Source organism: Rhodanobacter sp. MP1X3 (genome assembly GCF_014207165.1).
In the GTDB taxonomy this organism is placed as follows: domain Bacteria; phylum Pseudomonadota; class Gammaproteobacteria; order Xanthomonadales; family Rhodanobacteraceae; genus Rhodanobacter.
The window spans coordinates 778,930-795,408 of sequence record NZ_JACHCO010000001.1 but is presented as its reverse complement, the minus strand read 5'-3'; the positions used below and the strand labels follow the sequence as shown (position 1 = coordinate 795,408).

Annotated in this window: 15 protein-coding genes and 1 pseudogene; 7 read left to right on the top strand and 9 right to left on the bottom strand. The window is 59.3% G+C overall.

The window, feature by feature from the left end:
- Positions 1-33 precede the first annotated feature (33 nt).
- A complete protein-coding gene (dinB, locus tag HDE79_RS03195; protein WP_184600466.1) occupies positions 34-1,134 on the top strand; it encodes a DNA polymerase IV in 1,101 nt (366 codons plus the stop codon).
- Positions 1,135-1,143: 9 nt separating this feature from the next.
- On the opposite strand, the gene HDE79_RS03190 is transcribed toward dinB, so the two are convergent.
- Positions 1,144-1,548 (bottom strand): DUF3224 domain-containing protein, encoded by a 405-nt coding sequence (locus tag HDE79_RS03190; RefSeq protein ID WP_184600465.1) that lies wholly within the window; start codon positions 1,546-1,548, stop codon positions 1,144-1,146.
- A 218-nt stretch (positions 1,549-1,766) separates the two neighbouring features.
- On the opposite strand from HDE79_RS03190, the gene HDE79_RS03185 reads away from it, so the two are divergent.
- From HDE79_RS03185 to HDE79_RS03175, 3 genes are all read left to right on the top strand, one after another.
- On the top strand, positions 1,767-2,228 hold the full coding sequence (locus HDE79_RS03185; RefSeq protein WP_184600464.1) for a MarR family transcriptional regulator: 462 nt from the start codon (positions 1,767-1,769) through the stop codon (positions 2,226-2,228).
- 167 nt (positions 2,229-2,395) lie between these two features.
- Positions 2,396-2,821, top strand: a complete 426-nt coding sequence (locus tag HDE79_RS03180; RefSeq protein ID WP_184600463.1) for an organic hydroperoxide resistance protein — start codon at positions 2,396-2,398, stop codon at positions 2,819-2,821.
- A gap of 165 nt (positions 2,822-2,986) precedes the next feature.
- Complete coding sequence (locus tag HDE79_RS03175; RefSeq protein ID WP_184600462.1) at positions 2,987-3,580, top strand: NADPH-dependent FMN reductase; 594 nt, start codon at positions 2,987-2,989, stop codon at positions 3,578-3,580.
- Between the two features lie 80 nt (positions 3,581-3,660).
- On the opposite strand, the gene HDE79_RS03170 is transcribed toward HDE79_RS03175, so the two are convergent.
- The gene (locus tag HDE79_RS03170) at positions 3,661-3,981 is read right to left on the bottom strand and encodes a glycine zipper 2TM domain-containing protein (protein WP_184600461.1); all 321 of its coding nucleotides are present in this window, start codon (positions 3,979-3,981) and stop codon (positions 3,661-3,663) included.
- Between the two features lie 146 nt (positions 3,982-4,127).
- Here HDE79_RS03170 and HDE79_RS03165 point away from each other — a divergent pair, with 146 nt between their 5' ends.
- A complete protein-coding gene (locus HDE79_RS03165; protein ID WP_184600460.1) occupies positions 4,128-4,424 on the top strand; it encodes a GIY-YIG nuclease family protein in 297 nt (98 codons plus the stop codon).
- Positions 4,425-4,513: 89 nt separating this feature from the next.
- On the opposite strand, the gene lpdA is transcribed toward HDE79_RS03165, so the two are convergent.
- Both lpdA and aceF read right to left on the bottom strand, forming a co-directional pair.
- On the bottom strand, positions 4,514-6,337 hold the full coding sequence (lpdA, locus tag HDE79_RS03160; protein ID WP_184600459.1) for a dihydrolipoyl dehydrogenase: 1,824 nt from the start codon (positions 6,335-6,337) through the stop codon (positions 4,514-4,516).
- Positions 6,338-6,475: 138 nt separating this feature from the next.
- Positions 6,476-7,861: pseudogene (gene aceF / locus HDE79_RS03155) on the bottom strand (dihydrolipoyllysine-residue acetyltransferase); the annotation flags it as partial.
- Positions 7,862-8,097: 236 nt separating this feature from the next.
- On the opposite strand from aceF, the gene HDE79_RS03150 reads away from it, so the two are divergent.
- On the top strand, positions 8,098-8,985 hold the full coding sequence (locus HDE79_RS03150) for an ABC transporter ATP-binding protein (RefSeq protein WP_184600457.1): 888 nt from the start codon (positions 8,098-8,100) through the stop codon (positions 8,983-8,985).
- A gap of 50 nt (positions 8,986-9,035) precedes the next feature.
- The gene (locus HDE79_RS03145) at positions 9,036-12,635 is read left to right on the top strand and encodes a M1 family aminopeptidase (protein ID WP_184600456.1); all 3,600 of its coding nucleotides are present in this window, start codon (positions 9,036-9,038) and stop codon (positions 12,633-12,635) included.
- Positions 12,636-12,644: 9 nt separating this feature from the next.
- Here HDE79_RS03145 and HDE79_RS03140 read toward each other — a convergent pair whose 3' ends face one another.
- The 5 genes from HDE79_RS03140 to HDE79_RS03120 all read right to left on the bottom strand — a co-directional run bounded on the left by HDE79_RS03140 (position 12,645) and on the right by HDE79_RS03120 (position 16,424).
- A complete protein-coding gene (locus HDE79_RS03140) occupies positions 12,645-13,439 on the bottom strand; it encodes a mechanosensitive ion channel domain-containing protein (protein ID WP_184600455.1) in 795 nt (264 codons plus the stop codon).
- A gap of 69 nt (positions 13,440-13,508) precedes the next feature.
- The gene (locus tag HDE79_RS03135; protein WP_343205897.1) at positions 13,509-14,750 is read right to left on the bottom strand and encodes a low temperature requirement protein A; all 1,242 of its coding nucleotides are present in this window, start codon (positions 14,748-14,750) and stop codon (positions 13,509-13,511) included.
- Positions 14,751-14,828: 78 nt separating this feature from the next.
- Positions 14,829-15,170 (bottom strand): DUF2845 domain-containing protein, encoded by a 342-nt coding sequence (locus HDE79_RS03130; RefSeq protein ID WP_184600454.1) that lies wholly within the window; start codon positions 15,168-15,170, stop codon positions 14,829-14,831.
- A 69-nt stretch (positions 15,171-15,239) separates the two neighbouring features.
- Positions 15,240-15,515: a DUF2845 domain-containing protein gene (locus HDE79_RS03125; protein ID WP_184600453.1), complete on the bottom strand. Its 276-nt coding sequence runs from the start codon at positions 15,513-15,515 to the stop codon at positions 15,240-15,242.
- A 471-nt stretch (positions 15,516-15,986) separates the two neighbouring features.
- Positions 15,987-16,424 carry a DUF2383 domain-containing protein gene (locus HDE79_RS03120; protein WP_184600452.1) on the bottom strand — a complete coding sequence of 146 codons (438 nt, stop codon included), beginning with the start codon at positions 16,422-16,424 and terminating at the stop codon, positions 15,987-15,989.
- Positions 16,425-16,479 lie beyond the last annotated feature (55 nt).

Below are 16,479 nucleotides of genomic sequence, written 5' to 3'. Positions count from 1 at the left end.
CAGATCCGTTTCATCAGCTGTACGCCACCGCGCATGACCGCCCCAACCCGCAAAATCCTGCATATCGACATGGATGCGTTCTACGCGTCAGTCGAGCAGCGTGATGATCCTTCGCTGCGTGGCAAACCGGTAGCCGTCGCGTGGCGCGGTGCTCGCTCGGTGGTATGCGCGGCAAGTTATGAGGCGAGGGTATTCGGCATTCGCTCGGCGATGCCGGCGATGCGCGCCGAGCGGCTGTGCCCGCAGGTAGTCTTCGTGCCGCCGGACTTTGTCCGCTACAAAGCGGTGTCACGGCAAATCCGCGAGATCTTCGCGCGACACACCGAGCTGATCGAACCGCTCTCATTGGACGAGGCTTACCTCGATGTCACCAGCACGTTGACCGGGTTGCCCTCGGCAACGGCGACCGCCGAGGCAATCCGCGCGGCGATCCGCGAGGAGACGCAGCTGACCGCATCGGCTGGCGTGGCGCCCAACAAGTTTCTTGCAAAGATCGCGTCGGACTGGAACAAGCCGGATGGCCTCTACGTGATTCGCCCGCACCAAGTCGAAGCCTTCCTCACGCCGCTGCCAGTCGGTCGTCTGCCCGGGGTCGGCAAGGTAATGGAAGCGAAGCTCGCCGTGCTCGGCATCAGCACCGTCGGCGAACTTCGCGTATTCGCCTTGCACGAACTGGAGCAGCGTTTCGGACGCTGGGGCCGACGTCTGCACGAACTGGCGCGTGGCATCGACGATCACGCCGTGCAACCCGAACGACTGACCTTGCAGATCTCTGCCGAGGATACGTTCGAGCATGATCTGGCACTGGACGAACTCGAGCCGCATATCCGCCAGCTCGCCGAAAAAGCCTGGGCGGGTTATCTGCGCAACGCTGCTGCTGAAGAACATGCCCGCGTGGCGCGCACCGTGGTGCTAAAGCTGAAGACCTCCGATTTCCGCACGCTTACACGCAGCCTAACGCCAACACAGCCCCCGCTGTCAGCCAAGGAACTGGGCGATATCGCCTGCGCCTTGCGTTCGCGTGTCGAACGACCAACCGATGCGCTGTACCGACTCGTCGGTGTCGGCCTGGCCGGCTTCGTGGAGCAGGACAGCTACCACGCGCAGACCGATCTATTCGACACCACAAACTAAGGCAAGTGCTCAGCTCGCATCAGGCAAGGCGTAGTCGAAGTCATAGCGATGCTTGCCATCGGTAATCGTGATGCCCAACGTACCGGTCAGCCCGACCAGTTCGCCGGTGGCGGAATCGGGCACCACCGTGACGCTGAGCTGCGGCGCGCCGCGCGTCATCGTGCCACTGTGCTGCAAGACAAAGCTCCCGCTAAGACCATGCAGCTTTCCCGTGACGCACTCCATCGCGACGTAGCCGGCTGATCCTTCAACCGCTGCACGCATCGCCAGCATCTGGCCCTTGCTGGTCGCATCGAGATCTCCGCTGAAGATCTTGTCCAGCGCCATCCGGCCAATGCTGACATCGCCGACATTTTCCTCGGCAGGTTGCGGGACCATTTTCACTTCGAACGTGCCACTGGCGAGCTTCGTCACGATTCTTCCTGATGTCAGTAAGTTGCATGAGTTTAGCGCCAGTAATGAACGACGAATAATGCGGTGTGGGGCCTATCGCGCGCCGTTTGGCCGCGATTGGATGCAGGGCTATGAGGTGGCAACGCCGTGATCAGTGAAGTCGGGTTCCATGCGCTCCCTTTGGAGATTCTTTTCTGGTAACTTGCAATTAAGTAGTGCGCTATGTATATTGCGACCCCATGAAGGCTAAAGACACCGCAAGTGCAACCAAGTCGCTGCTGCAACTCGACCAGCAGCTGTGTTTTGCGCTGTATTCGGCCGGACTGGCAATGAACAAGGTCTATCGCACACTGCTATCCCGGCTGCGTCTTACCTATCCGCAATACCTGGTGATGCTGATACTTTGGGAGCGCGACGATCTGACAGTGTCGGATATCGGCGGACGTCTTTTTCTGGACTCGGCGACACTGACACCGCTGCTCAAGCGTCTGGAAGCTGCCGGGTTGTTGGATCGTGTACGTTCGGCTGAGGACGAACGGCAGGTCATCATCTCGCTGACCTCGGAAGGCCGCGCGCTGAAGAAACAGGCCGGCAGCGTGCCAAACGCCGTGTTCTGTGCCACCGGCTGCGAGCTCGATGAAATGGTGGCGCTGAAGAAACAGCTGACAGGCTTGCGTGAAAAGCTCGCCAGCAATAGTTGACAAGCGAGTGAGCAAGCGAAATCCATACCAACTTTCATTTATCTTTTACATAGTGTGCTATTTAATAGTTAGCTATATATAGGCAGGAAGAGAATTCGCCGTTTTGTACTCATCGTCTTCACCCATTCGCAACCATTCAACTCACCCACCACAAAAGGAGACACACCATGTCTATCGAAAAAGTTGCCTACCGCGCCCATGCCACAGCCAAAGGCGGTCGTGACGGCCGCGCCGTCTCGTCCGACAAGGTGCTTGACGTCAAACTGACCACACCGAAAGAACTCGGTGGAGCCGGCGGTGACGGCACCAACCCAGAGCAGCTGTTTGCAGCCGGCTACTCGGCCTGCTTCCTCGGCGCGCTGAAGTACGTCGCCGGTCAGCAGAAGATCAGCCTACCCGCTGATACCACGGTCGAAGGCGACGTCGGCATTGGCCCGATTCCGACCGGTTTTGGCATCGAAGTGGCACTGAAGATCACGATTCCGGGTCTCGACCACGCACAGGCCGAGGCACTGGTTGAGAAGGCACACATTGTCTGCCCTTACTCCAACGCCACCCGCGGCAACATCGACGTCACATTGACGGTTGCCTGAGCCGCGATACTTCACTCCGACGTGGCCCGCGCGGCACACTTTGGTAACTCCAGTGTCACCTTATGCCGGCCGCAGATACTGCGAGCCGGCATTTTTATGTGTGACTCACGCACACGCGAATGCAACTTCGCTGCGGTTATTGTGCCTGCACTTACGGAGCACGCCATGACGACTGAATCCAAACCTCTGTCCATCGCCGTACTGCTCGGCACGGTACGCCACGAACGTATGGGCATACGCGCTGCCCGCCTGGTGGTTAAATCACTCGAAGCGCGCGGCCACGAGGCCGTGCTGGTCGATCCGATGAAAACGCCGCTGCCGCTGCTCGACCGGATGTACAAGGAATACGATGCGGGAACCGCGCCCGAATTACTGGAAACACTGGCAACCCTGTATCGCCGTGTCGATGGCTTTCTGATCATCAGCGCCGAGTACAACCACGGCATACCGCCCGCGATGAAGAACCTGCTGGATCACTTCCTCGAAGAATATTTCTGGCGACCGTCCGGCATCGTCTGCTATTCGCAGGGGCCGTTCGGTGGCGTGCGCGCGGCGATGGCGTTACGCGCGACCCTGGCGGAACTCGGTATGCCGAGCGTTCCCAGCCTATGCCCTATTCCGCATATAGCCACGGCACTGGACGAGGGTGGAAAGCCAGCGGACCCGCGCACGCAAAAATCACTCGATCGCTTCCTCAGCGAATTCTTCTGGTATGCCCGCGCCCTGAAGCGTGAGCGTGATCAGGGCACTCCTTACTAACATCCCTCTCCTACCTGCTAAAAGGCCCAGACGCGATTTGCCTCTGGGCCTTGGATCTGCGTCTTCTTGGCTGAGGCAGATCAGTCGTCGACTTCCTCGCAGCGACGTTCGGTCGTGTAGTAGGCCTTCTGATTCTGCGCGTTCTTCTGTACCTGGTTACCTACAACACCACCGGCTACGGCGCCGCCCACGGTTGCCAGTGTTTTGCCTTTGCCGCCACCTACCTGATGACCAAGCAGGCCACCCGCAACAGCGCCAACGCCAGTACCGATCAGACGGTGACTATCCTGCGACTGGATATGTTTGACCTGCACGTCATGGCAGACTTGGCGCGCCTGCGCCGCTGTCGCAGCAGAGAGGCCTAGCGCCAGACTCGCAGCAAGAATAAGTGACTTGTTCATGGCTGACTCTCCATTGGAGTACACGTTATTGATAACCTGTGCGGCGTGATGGGGGAGTCAAGCGGGCCATCTACGCATACCCGGCACACAAAGCGCTACGGGTGCATTTCAAGCAACATCGCACCTCTCTGCATGGACAGATAGTGATGACATCACCTGTTGCTAAACCTGCGACGCCTCAAGCGACCACTCTCGTCAAAAACTGGTGCGTCTATCTGATCGAATGCCGCAATGGCAGCTATTACGCCGGCATCACCAACCGGCTCGAAGTTCGCTATGCCGCCCACGTGAGCGGGCGCGGCGCGCGCTACACCCGCGCGAATCCGCCGCTGCGGCTACTTGGTTTTCGCAACTATCCTGATCGATCGAGCGCTTCGCGTGCCGAGTGGCAGATCAAGCAGTTGCCGAAGGAACGGAAGCTGGGGTTTCTGCGCGAAGAATGATTGGCCAAACATCAGAGCAGCCATGAACTTCAAAGTGATGCCGCTGGGGATGTTGGGGTTCGCTTGCGCTCACCCCAACCTACGCAGGCTTACTTTTTCTTCGGCATATACAGATCGGTAATCGTGCCTTCGTAGATTTCCGCCGCCATGCCGACGGATTCACTCAACGTCGGATGCGGATGGATGGTGAGGCCGATATCGGCGGCTTCACTACCCATCTCGATCGCCAGCGTTACCTCGGAGATCAGATCCCCGGCATGCTGGCCGACAATGCCACCACCGACGATGCGATGGGTAGCCTCGTCGAACAGCAGCTTGGTGAAGCCTTCGGTGCGATCGTTGCCGATAGCGCGGCCGCTGGCAGCCCAGGGGAATTTGGCGACGCCGACTTTCAGGCCTTTTTCCTTCGCCTCGCGCTCGCTGACGCCGACCCAGGCGATTTCCGGATCGGTATACGCGACCGATGGAATCACCCGCGCATCGAAATAGCTCTTGTGACCGGCAATGACCTCGGCAGCGACCTTGGCTTCGTGCGTGGCCTTGTGCGCCAACATCGGCTGACCGACCAGATCGCCGATGGCGAATATGTGCGGCACGTTGGTGCGCATCTGATTATCGACCGCGATGAAGCCGCGATCGCTGACACTGACGCCAGCCTTGTCGGCGCCGATCTTGCCGCCGTTGGGCGAGCGACCTACTGACACCAACACGCGATCGAACAGCGTGGCGGCGGGCACGCTATCGCCCTCGTAACTGACTTCAATGCCTTTCTTGGTGGCCTTGGCCTCGACCACCTTGGTCTTGAGGTGGATGCCCTTGAGCCGTTTGGCCAGGCGCTGCGCCAGCGGCTTGATCAGGTCGGCATCGGCGCCAGGTATCAGCTGATCCATGAACTCGACCACGGTCACTTCGCTGCCCAATGCCGAATACACCGTGGCCATCTCCAGACCGATGATGCCGCCACCGACGACCAGCAGTTTCTTCGGCACGTCCTTCAGCTCCAGCGCACCGGTGGAGTCGATGATGCGCTCGTCGTCCCATGGGAACGACGGCAGCTTCACCGACTGCGAACCAGCGGCGATGATCGCGTTTTCGAAGCGGATGAGCTTCTTGCCATCTTTCGTCTGGACTTCCAGTTCATTCGGCGAGATAAACGCGCCCACGCCTTCGACGGTACGCACCTTGCGCTGCTTGGCCATCGAGGTGAGCCCGCCAGTGAGCTTGCCGACCACCTTGGTCTTGAAATCGCGTAGCTTGTCGATCTCGATTTTCGGTTTGCCGAAAGTAATGCCGTGAGCAGCCATCGCTTCGGCCTCGTCGATCACGGTGGCGGCGTGCAACAGCGCCTTGGACGGAATGCAGCCGACGTTGAGGCAGACACCACCCAGCGTGGCGTAGCGTTCGACCAGCACCGTATCGACGCCGAGATCGGCGGCACGAAAGGCCGCCGTATATCCGCCCGGGCCCGAACCCAGCACGACAAGTTTGCAGTCAATATCCGACTTACGGCCGGACTCACCTGCTGCCTTCGGCGCTGGCGCAGCCGGCTTGTCGTTGGAGGCCGCGGGCGCATCGACTTTTGCGGTTTCCGGCTTCGCCACTTCGGCCTTGGCTGATTCTGGCTTGGGCACCTCGTGCTTGGTGGGTGACTTGGCTTCAGCGGCTTCGTCGGAGGCGGTTTCCACCATGGCGATCACGCTCCCTTCGGAAACTTCGTCACCTACCTTCAGCTTGATCTCTTTGATGACGCCCGCGACGCTAGTGGGAATCTCCATGGTCGCCTTGTCCGACTCCAGCGTAATCAGGCTCTGTTCCTTCGTTACCGTGTCGCCGACCTGCACCAGAATTTCAATGACCGGCACGCTGCTATTGCCGCCGATGTCGGGAACCTTGATTTCGATGGTGTTGGCCATGGGGAGATCCTTTGTAGTCACTCGCGGCACGAACGGCGCGGAGTGTTGGTGTAGGTATGGGAGCTATCGCAGGCGAGGATCAGGCGGATAGCCATCCCTCGCCGCAAGCCTCTCCCCAATGGGAGAGGGAAAGCGCAGTCAGAGCAATAGTCGGCGAATGTCGCCAAGCTGTGTGGCGAGGAAGGCGGCGAAGCGTGCAGCGAGCGCACCATCGATCACGCGGTGGTCGTAGCTCAGCGAGAGCGGTAGTAACAGGCGAGGTGCGAACTCCTTGCCGTTCCATACCGGCTTCATCGCCGCCTTGGACACGCCGAGGATCGCCACTTCCGGTGCATTGACGATCGGCGTGAAGCCGGTACCGCCGATGCCGCCCAGCGAGCTGATCGAGAAACAGCCGCCGGACATTTCCGCCGGGCCGAGCTTCTTCTCGCGCGCCTTTTTCGAAATCTCGCCCAGCTCGCGGGCCAGGTCGAGCAGGCCCTTCTTGTCGCAATCCCGGATCACCGGCACGACCAGACCATCGGGCGTATCGACCGCGATGCCGATATGGAAATATTTCTTCAGGATGAGCTTTTCGCCGGACTCGTCGAGCGAGGCGTTGAACTGCGGGAACTGCTTCAGCGCCGCGACCACCGCCTTGATCTGGAACACCAGCGGGGTGACTTTCAAATCTTTGTTCTCTTCGCCGAGCTTCTTGCGGAAGGCTTCCAGCTCGGTGATATCGGCATCATCGTGCTGGGTGACGTGCGGGATCATCGCCCAGTTGCGCGCGAGGTTGGCGCCGGAAATCTTCTGGATGCGCGAGAGCGCCTTTTCCTCGATCTCGCCGAATTTGGAAAAGTCGATCTTCGGCCAGGGCAGCAGGTTGAGACCGCCGACCGACGTCGAGGCGCTGCCGACGACCGGACGCGCGCCCGAGGCCAGTGCGTGCTTCACGTAATCACTGACGTCCTCGCGCTGGATACGACCGCCGCGGCCGCTGCCCTTGACCTGGGCGACATCCACCCCGAGCTCACGGGCAAACGCACGGATGGCCGGGCTGGCGTAAGGCGCGTCGCCCGGCATCACGATGGTGGCATCAAGCGGTGGGCGCGCCGACGGTGCGGCATCGCCTTCGGGCGCATTGCCCGGCAGCACGGCACGGCCGCCGATCGGCGCCGGCTTTTCTTCGACGGGCTTACTGTCTTGCTTGGTAGCCTCGGCCTGCTTGTCTTCGACCTTCTTGGGTTCTGTCTTCGGCGCCTCGGCCTTGGCGGCGGGCGCAGCTTCCGACGCGGCGTCATCGGCCTCGATAGTGGCAATCAGTGTGCCTTCGGCCACTTCGTCACCGACTTTGACCTTTACTTCCTTCACCGTGCCGGCGAACGGCGCGGGCACTTCCATGGTGGCCTTGTCCGATTCCAGCGTAATCAGGCTTTGTTCTTTTTCGACGCGATCACCGGCTTTGACCAGTACTTCGATGACCGGAACGTCGGACTGGCCGATATCGGGAACACGGGCTTCTTTCAGATCAGCCATGGGGACTCCTGCAAATGGCGGTGGCGTAGCGCCTGGGGATGGCGGTCGCGGGCAAGGCCACCATCATAACGAACGCCTGCACGGTCCGTCTGCCTTTGCAGAGATATCGCGATAAAGCACACCAAGCCATACGCATGCGTATGCATTACCTTGAGCGCACGCAAAGCAGCTATCGATGCCCTACGCTAACTGTCACAAACGCCATTGTGCGCATGCTGCGCGCACGGCCAAGGAAGCCATGCATGCTGATCATTCGTGACCTGTCGAAGACCTACGCCAACGGTGTGCGCGCACTGCGCAGCGTGTCACTGGAGATTCCGCACGGCATGTTCGGCCTGCTCGGCCCCAACGGCGCGGGCAAGTCGTCTTTGATGCGCACGATTGCCACGCTGCAGGATCCGGACGCGGGCAGCATCATGCTCGACGGCGTCGACCTGCTCGCCGACAAGCACGCCACCCGACGCAAGCTCGGCTATCTGCCGCAGGAATTTGGCGTGTATCCGAAGGTTTCCGCGGAGGCAATGCTTGATCACTTCGCCGTACTCAAGGGTGTTACCGTAAAAGCCGAGCGGCGCGAGCTGGTCGAATCGCTGCTGCGGCAAGTGAACCTGTGGGACGTTCGCAAGCGCAAGCTGGGTACCTACTCCGGCGGCATGCGCCAGCGCTTTGGCATCGCGCAGGCGCTGATCGGCGATCCAAGGTTGGTCATTGTCGACGAGCCCACGGCTGGGCTCGATCCCGAGGAACGCAACCGCTTCCTCAACCTGCTAGCGGAAATTGGCGAGCGTGTGGTGGTGATTCTGTCCACCCATATCGTCGAGGACGTGACCGACCTGTGCCCGCGCATGGCGATCATTGCGCAAGGCCAGGTGCTGCTCAGTGGCGAGCCGATCGAGGCGATCCGCTCACTCGAAGGCCGCGTCTGGCGCCGCAGTATCGACAAGGCCGAACTGGACGGCTATCGGGCGCGCATGAATATCCTGTCCACCCGCCTCGCCGGCGGCCGCACCTTGTTGCACGTGCTGGCTGACACACAACCGGGCGAAGGTTTCGAGGCGGTCGCGCCGGATCTGGAGGACGTCTATTTCGGGCGCCTGCGCGAACAGGGCACGGTGGCGCGAGCCGCCTAACCTCGCATCTTCCTCTGATAGAAACCCGCCGCACAGCCACAGGAACATTGATGTTCTTCGAGATCTTCCGGTTCGAATTACGCCAGCAGCTCAAGGCACCGCTGTTCTGGATTGTTGCGCTGGTGTTCGGCGCGCTGGCGTTCACCCTGGTCAGCACCGATGCCGTCGTCATCGGCGGCGCCAGCGGCAACGTGCTGCGCAATGCACCGACGGTCATCGTACGGCTGATGAGCGTGCTTACCGTGCTCAGTATGTTTCTGGTGACGCTGTTCGTTGCCGGTGCCGCGCTGCGCGACTTCGATCAACGCACCGCAGAACTTTTCTTCAGTACGCCGATCAGCCGTCGCGCCTATCTCGGCGGTCGCTTTGCCGCGGGTTATCTGGCGGCGCTGGCGATCATGCTGGCATGCGCGCTAGGCCTTGCGATCGGCAGTTTCATGCCGTGGATAGATACCGTTCGGCTAGGTCCGGCGAGCTGGCACGGGTACGCGTGGGCGTTCGGTGTGATGGTGATACCGGACATGCTGTTTATCGCGTCGCTGCTCTTTCTGCTGGCAACGACGACGCGTTCGCTGCTGGCGACCTATGTCGGCGTGATCGCCTACTTCGTGCTGCAAAGTGTGGTCGGTCAGCTGACCAAGGACATCAACAATCACTTCATGGCGGCGATGCTCGATCCATTCGGCGCACGTACGATGGCATTGGTGACGCGCTACTGGTCTGCGTATCAGTCCAATCATGAATTGCCCGCGCTGGAAGGCGTACTGCTGTTCAACCGGTTGCTGTGGAGTGCAGTGAGTCTGGTGATTCTGGCAGCAGCGTTTGTATTGTTCCGGCCGAATCGCGAAGGACTGCAATTACCCCGACGCAAGAAACGAGCGGAGCCGCCCATGCTGCGACCGCAGTCCACGGCGACGGCGCTGGCGCTGCCCGCGGTGCAACTCTCCGATGACGCACGCGCGCACCGGCTGCAGCTACGCACATTGTTCGCGTTCGACACCCTGGGCGTGCTGCGCGGTGCGCCGTTCCTGATTATGCTGGCGCTAGGCATTGCCAATGTGGTCGGCGCCTTTCTGCTGTCCGGCCAGATCTACGGCACCTCAACCTATCCAGTCACGCATCAGGTACTGGAAAACATTCGTGGCGGCTACCAGTGGCTGCTATACATCATCATCACTTTCTATGCCGGTGAACTGGTGTGGCGCGAGCGCAGCCAGCGTTCGGCCGAAGTAAGCGACGCGTTTCCACTGCCGGACTGGATACCGCTGACTGCAAAGCTCGGTGCGTTGATCACCGTGATCGCAACATTCCTTTTGGTAGGCGCTGTTGTCGGCATCGTGTGGCAGCTCGGTCATGGTTACACGCATATCGAACCCGGCCTTTATCTGGGCTCGCTGGCACTGGACGCGATTCCGTTCGTGCTGCTGGCTGTGCTGGCGTTGTTCCTGCAGGTGATCTCGAACAACAAGTTTCTCGGCTATCTGCTGACCATTGTCTGGCTGGTGGCACAGATCGGTTTCGGCCTGCTGCACTGGGAACAGAATCTGTACAACTACGGCTCCGCACCGGAGACGCCGTATTCGGACATGAACGGCTTCGGGCATTTCCTGAAGGCTGCACTCTGGTTCGACTTCTACTGGGCCAGTTGCGCCGTCGTACTGCTGGTGCTTGCGGCACTGTTCTGGGTACGCGGCACTGGCCACGCATGGCGCGATCGCGTTCGCGAGGCACGCACGCGGCTGCACGTACCGGCACGGTTTGCCCTCTCATTGGCGCTGCTCGCCTTCATCGGGAGTGGCGCGTGGATCTACTACAACACCAACGTGCTCAACCATTACCAGAGCAGCAGCGACAAGCTGGAGCAGCAAGCCAGCTACGAAAAGAAATATGCGAAGTTCAAAGATCTACCACAACCGCGCATCACCGCAGTGAAAGCGGATGTGGACATCTATCCGAACGAGCGCAGGTTGGAAATCCGCGGCCATTACACCCTGGTCAACAAACACGATGCGCCAATCAGCGAACTGCACGTGAACTTTGCCGATGGGCTCACCGTGAAGTCGCTCGACTTCGCACCACACGACACGGTCAGCGACGACAAGGACCTCGGCTACATCATCTATCGTCTGAAAACGCCGCTCGCGCCGGGCGCATCGATGGATTTCGACTTCGCCCTCGAATATGCGCCTAAGGGTTTCAACAACAGCCCGGAAGGTCAGTTCCTTGCTTACAACGGTACCTTCTTCAACAACAGCGTCATGCCGCAGTTCGGCTATCAGACCGACGATCAGATCACCGATCGCAACGATCGCCGCAAGTACGGACTCAGCGCCCAAGTGCCGCGCATGCCGAAGCTCGGCGACGAGAAAGCGCGCGCGAATACCTATATCAGCAACGACGCGGACTGGATCAGTTTCGATACCACCGTATCCACCGCCGCCGACCAGATCGCGGTGGCTCCCGGCTATCTGCAAAAGGATTGGACGGCCAACGGCCGGCACTATTTCCATTACACAATGGACCAGGATGGAAAAGACCAACCGACGCTGCCGTTCTTCGCCTACCTCTCCGCGCGTTATACGGTGAAGCACGAGCTATGGAAGGGCGTGGATATTTCGGTGTATTACAATCCCGCGCATGCGTGGAACGTGGACCGGATGATCCAGGGTGCGGAAGATGCGCTGGATTACTACGATGCTCACTACACACCGTACCAGTTTCATCAGCTGCGCATCCTGGAGTTTCCGAATTACGTAAGTTTGGCGCAGTCTTTTGCCAATACCATTCCGTTCTCCGAATCGATCGGCTTCATTGCCGACCTACGAAATACCAGCAAGGTTGACTATGTCTACTACGTCACCGCCCACGAAGTGGCGCATCAGTGGTGGGCTCACCGTGTGATCGGCGCCAACATGCAGGGCTCGACCATGCTCAGTGAATCGCTGGCGCAGTATTCGGCGCTGATGGTGATGAAGCAAAAGTATGGCGCCAGCCAGATGCGTCGATTCCTGAAATATGAGCTGGACGGCTATCTGGCCGGTCGCAGTACCGAGAAAGTGGCCGAGGAGCCACTGGCGAAAGTGGAAAATCAGCAGTACATCCACTATCGGAAAGGCTCGCTGGTGTTCTACGCCTTACAGGATTACATCGGCGAGGACACGCTCGACAAGGCGCTGAAAGGTTTTCTTGAAGCCAAAGGCTTCCAGCAACCGCCCTACACCACCTCAAAGGAATTCATGGATGCACTGGGCAGCGCAATCGATCCAAAGTGGAAATCCCTGCTGGATGACCTGTTCTGGAATATCACCCTATTCGATAACCGCATCACCGAAGCGACCGCGAAGAAACTGCCTAACGGCAAATACGAAGTGACGATGAAAGTGCATGCCGGCAAGGTCTACGTCGATGGCACAGGCAAGGAGACCGATGCGCCGCCGGACACCCCGATCGAGATCGGCGTATTTGCCGCGCCCGCACACACCGGGCTGGATGGCACGCCGCTGTACCTGCAAAAACGCACGCTTCCCAGTGGCGACAGCACGATTACCGTCACCGTCGATAGCCTGCCCTTCGACGCCGGCATTGATCCGTACAATGAATTGATCGATCGCGTATCCGGCGATAACCGCAAGCCCGTGACCCTGCAATAGCGGCCGGTACTACGGAAATGCCAGGGTCACGCCCGCCTTCTCGAGACTCTCCTTGATGGCACGCAGCAGGTCGGTTTTCGCCGACCAGTTGTCCGATGAACGCGTCCAGCCGCGCACGATCAGGCTCACCGATTTGTCACCCAAGGCGCCAGTCCAGACGCCCGGTGCCGGATCTTTCAGGATGCGCGAGTCTTCATCGAATAGCCGCTTGATCTCGGCCATCGCACCGCCGATATCATCCTTGTAGCCAATCGCAATTGGCAGCTCGAAGCGCCGCGTGCCGCGGCGGTTGAAGTTGAGAATAGCGTCGGCACCCACCTTGCCATTGGGCACGATGGCTTCGCGGTTGTCCGGGAGCACGATCAGCGTATGCATCAGGTTGATACTTTCCACCGTGCCTTCGATGCTGCCGGCAGTCACATAGTCACCGACGCGGAATGGCCGGAACACGATCAAAAGCACGCCCCAGGCGAGGTTGCTCAACGACCCTTGCAGGGCCAGCCCTATCGCCAACCCCGCTGTGCCGAGCGCGGCGACCAGCGGCGCCGCCGAAACACCGGCGGTAATAAGCGCCGTCACGATCAGCACGGCAACCAGCACGCCATAGATCAGGTTGCGCAAAAAACCGCTCAGCGTCACATCAACCTGCGCACGATGCAGCGCGCGCTCGGAAAAATTGGCCAGCCGCGCCGCCAGCCAGATGCCAATCAGCAGAATCAGCAACGCCAGCAGCAGATTCAATCCGACATGGATGACGCTTTCGGAGAGTTTTGCTCCCAGCAGATTATCGAGAAAGTCGTGCATGGCATTGGCTCGGGTTGATAAGTCTTATCAACGCTAACAAACCAATCATGAAAAATCTGCTGAAGCGGCTCAGTCTGGCAATTGCTTTTCCAGCAACTCGCGCACACTGCGCAACGAGCGCACCTCCCAAACCGCCACCAACAGCAGCACGGCCGTGGTCGCCATGCCCAGCCACGCTATCGGCCACCACGGAAAGCTCAGCGCAAGCAGCAAAAACAGCGACAGCCCGATCAGATGCGATAGCGGCAGGTTGGTGCCGTTCACGGTTTTCTTGAACAGCGCATTGCCGATCAGATACAAGGCTGGACCACCCAGAAGTACGGCGGCACCGACCGCATCAGTACGCTGCTGAGGGTCACGCAGGGTCAACTCGTCCGCCACCGCGCAGACGATGATGCCGGCGACGATCAGCAGATGCAGATAGGTGTAAGCGATACGCGCGGTATGGCCCGGATCAACCGACTGGCGGATCGCGCGGCTGCCACGCTCGGCACCCAGATCGAAATAGATCCACCACATGGCGACGCTGCCGATGAAGGCGCTGAAAAATGCCATGAGTGCCTGCGGCTGCCGCAAGCTATCGGCAAAACTCGAACCAGTCACCAGCACTGATTCACCTAGCGCGATGATCACAAACTGACTGCAGCGCTCAGCCAAGTGACCGCCATCGACATTCCAGTCGGCGGTACTCGAACGACCAAGCCCAGGAACCCGAAAGGTCAGCGCGGGACCAAGGTATTCCAGCAGCAACGCAACCACCCACAATGCCGCGCGCAGCCATCCATCCAGCCATCCGCCGACCAGCCAGAGAATTCCCGACGCCACCAGCCATACGGCGATGCGTTGAAAATTCCGGGTATTCGCTGGCGCAGCATCCCCTATCGCCCATAGCATGAAAAAAGTTCGTCCAACCTGCATGAAAACGTAGGCGCCGGCGAACAGCATGCCACGCTCGCCGAACGCCTCGGGCAGCGCGATCGATAGCAGCAAACCTGCGAGCATCAAGGTCAGCAGGGCCAACCGCACCAGCGGCCTTTCCGGATCAAGCCAGTTGGTGACCCAGCCGGTAAATATCCACACCCACCACATGGCCAAAAATAGCAGCAGCACCTGCAGTGCACCGATCAGGTTCAGATGATGCAGCAAGGTATGCGACAGCTGGGTCACCGCGTAGACGAACACCAGATCGAAGAACAGTTCGATATTGGTGACCTTGCTCTGCTCGTGGTCGCCACGCGGCCTGAGCAGACTGACCCGCGGCAACAGGCCAGAACGCGCGAACCATGAATTTCCAGCGGAGGGAACGGTCACCGGGGATCTCCAACAATTCCCCGCTTTATCGCATGACTACCGAAGCGCTACCACCGGATTCTTCCAGATACGATCTGGTCAGATGCGATGATCGTCGATATCAGTGACCTTGCCATCGACAATCGTCACTGTGGTGACGTGATCATCGCGATGGTACTGCCATTTTTCACCGCCTGATTCATCGGACGCAATGCGCACGTGGCGTGACCGACTGCTGCCGCTGCGAGAACGGTTACTGCGTGAGCTACGGCCACGAGATTTATGTGAAGGCCTGCCCAGAAGCTCGGTGACGCGCACCTCGCTATCACCGGCGGTCAGTACCTGATTACCCACACGCAGTGTGCTGACAGCTTCGGCAGCCGTGCCGAAAACAAACGCCGCACCGAGCGCGGAAATTGCAACGATAAGACGAATACGCATGACATGCTCCTTGTCTGCTTGAAGTCCTTGTGATTTTTGGCGCGCTGGTTCTGCACGCTCTGACCTGGCCTAGTACGTTTGACTTTCTTCGATGTTGGCCACTTTGCCGCCGATAATCGTGATGGTCACAATGCGGCCGCTTTCACGCTTGTATTGCCAGCGTTCGCCGACGTAGGCACCGAAGTTATTCTCCAACGGCTCCTTGTATACCGGCGTGCCCAATAAATCGATGGCATGGGTGGCCGGATCACCTACCGTCAGCACCTCTTGGCCCACCCGCAAAGTGTCATTCGCTTGAACACCAAGGCTTAGTGCCATTAACGAAATCAACAACAGGCTGCGCATAAAACTCTCCTTGAATGTAACCAACTACAACGTGCCTTTCGGCATCCGGTCGAGTCGAATATCAAATAACGCAAACGCGCTACCACGCTTTCCATGCCTTATAACTTTGTGAAGCGCCAAGTTGCACAATCGTTCGATCGCAACTTCCAAGTCTGGCTCGTCACTACATGAAGCATAGTCGAAAATTATTACGCAGCGCCGCGCGCTTTTGCCATGTTGTCTGGCGCTCATTTCCATGAGACAGACCGTACGCAGAGCAGCGCCAAGCGCCGGATATAACCGCTGGGCAAGATTATCGATATGCATGATGGGTTGATGAGCCAATACCCCACTGCAAAGGAAGTGTTTCCCTCTCTCCTGCGGCCATCGTGACCCACGATGCATCACGCCGAGCGCTTACGCTTTGTCTAACTCAATGCCGAAAGCAAATGGCCGCCAGAAAGTGGGCGGCCATTTTTTAATCTCGTTTCGTCAGGGGGCAGTACCTGCGAGATTGTCCATATCCAGACGGATACTGTTCAAACGCGGAAGCTGCCTTCGCAAGGCCAACGCTGATTCTGGTGGGAGAGCCGCCACAACCTTTTCAAATGCATGCAGCAGGCCACTTTCGCTATCCGCCAGTTCGCGAATCCATGCCACGTCACGATGTGCAGCAACCTTGACCAACGAACCAGCCAAGTAGCGGCGAGCTTTCCCAAGCAGCGTGCCGTATTGGCGCGGCGTGCCACCGCTGGCGCGTAATTGTGTCTGCAAGTCGATAATCATCGCGTCCAGCGTCTGCGCGTTTTCGCCGAGCACAACTTTCAATCCCGGCTCGCACGTGGATGCCGCCTGTCTATATAACTGGAGCAGGTCGATGCTGCGCTGAATCAGGGTGTTGTACGTGCCTTGCGGCAGGCTCGAAGACATGGCCACCTCCTGGGGATCGGTCGGCGATTGACCGCCATCCTCTTCCTCGCCCACT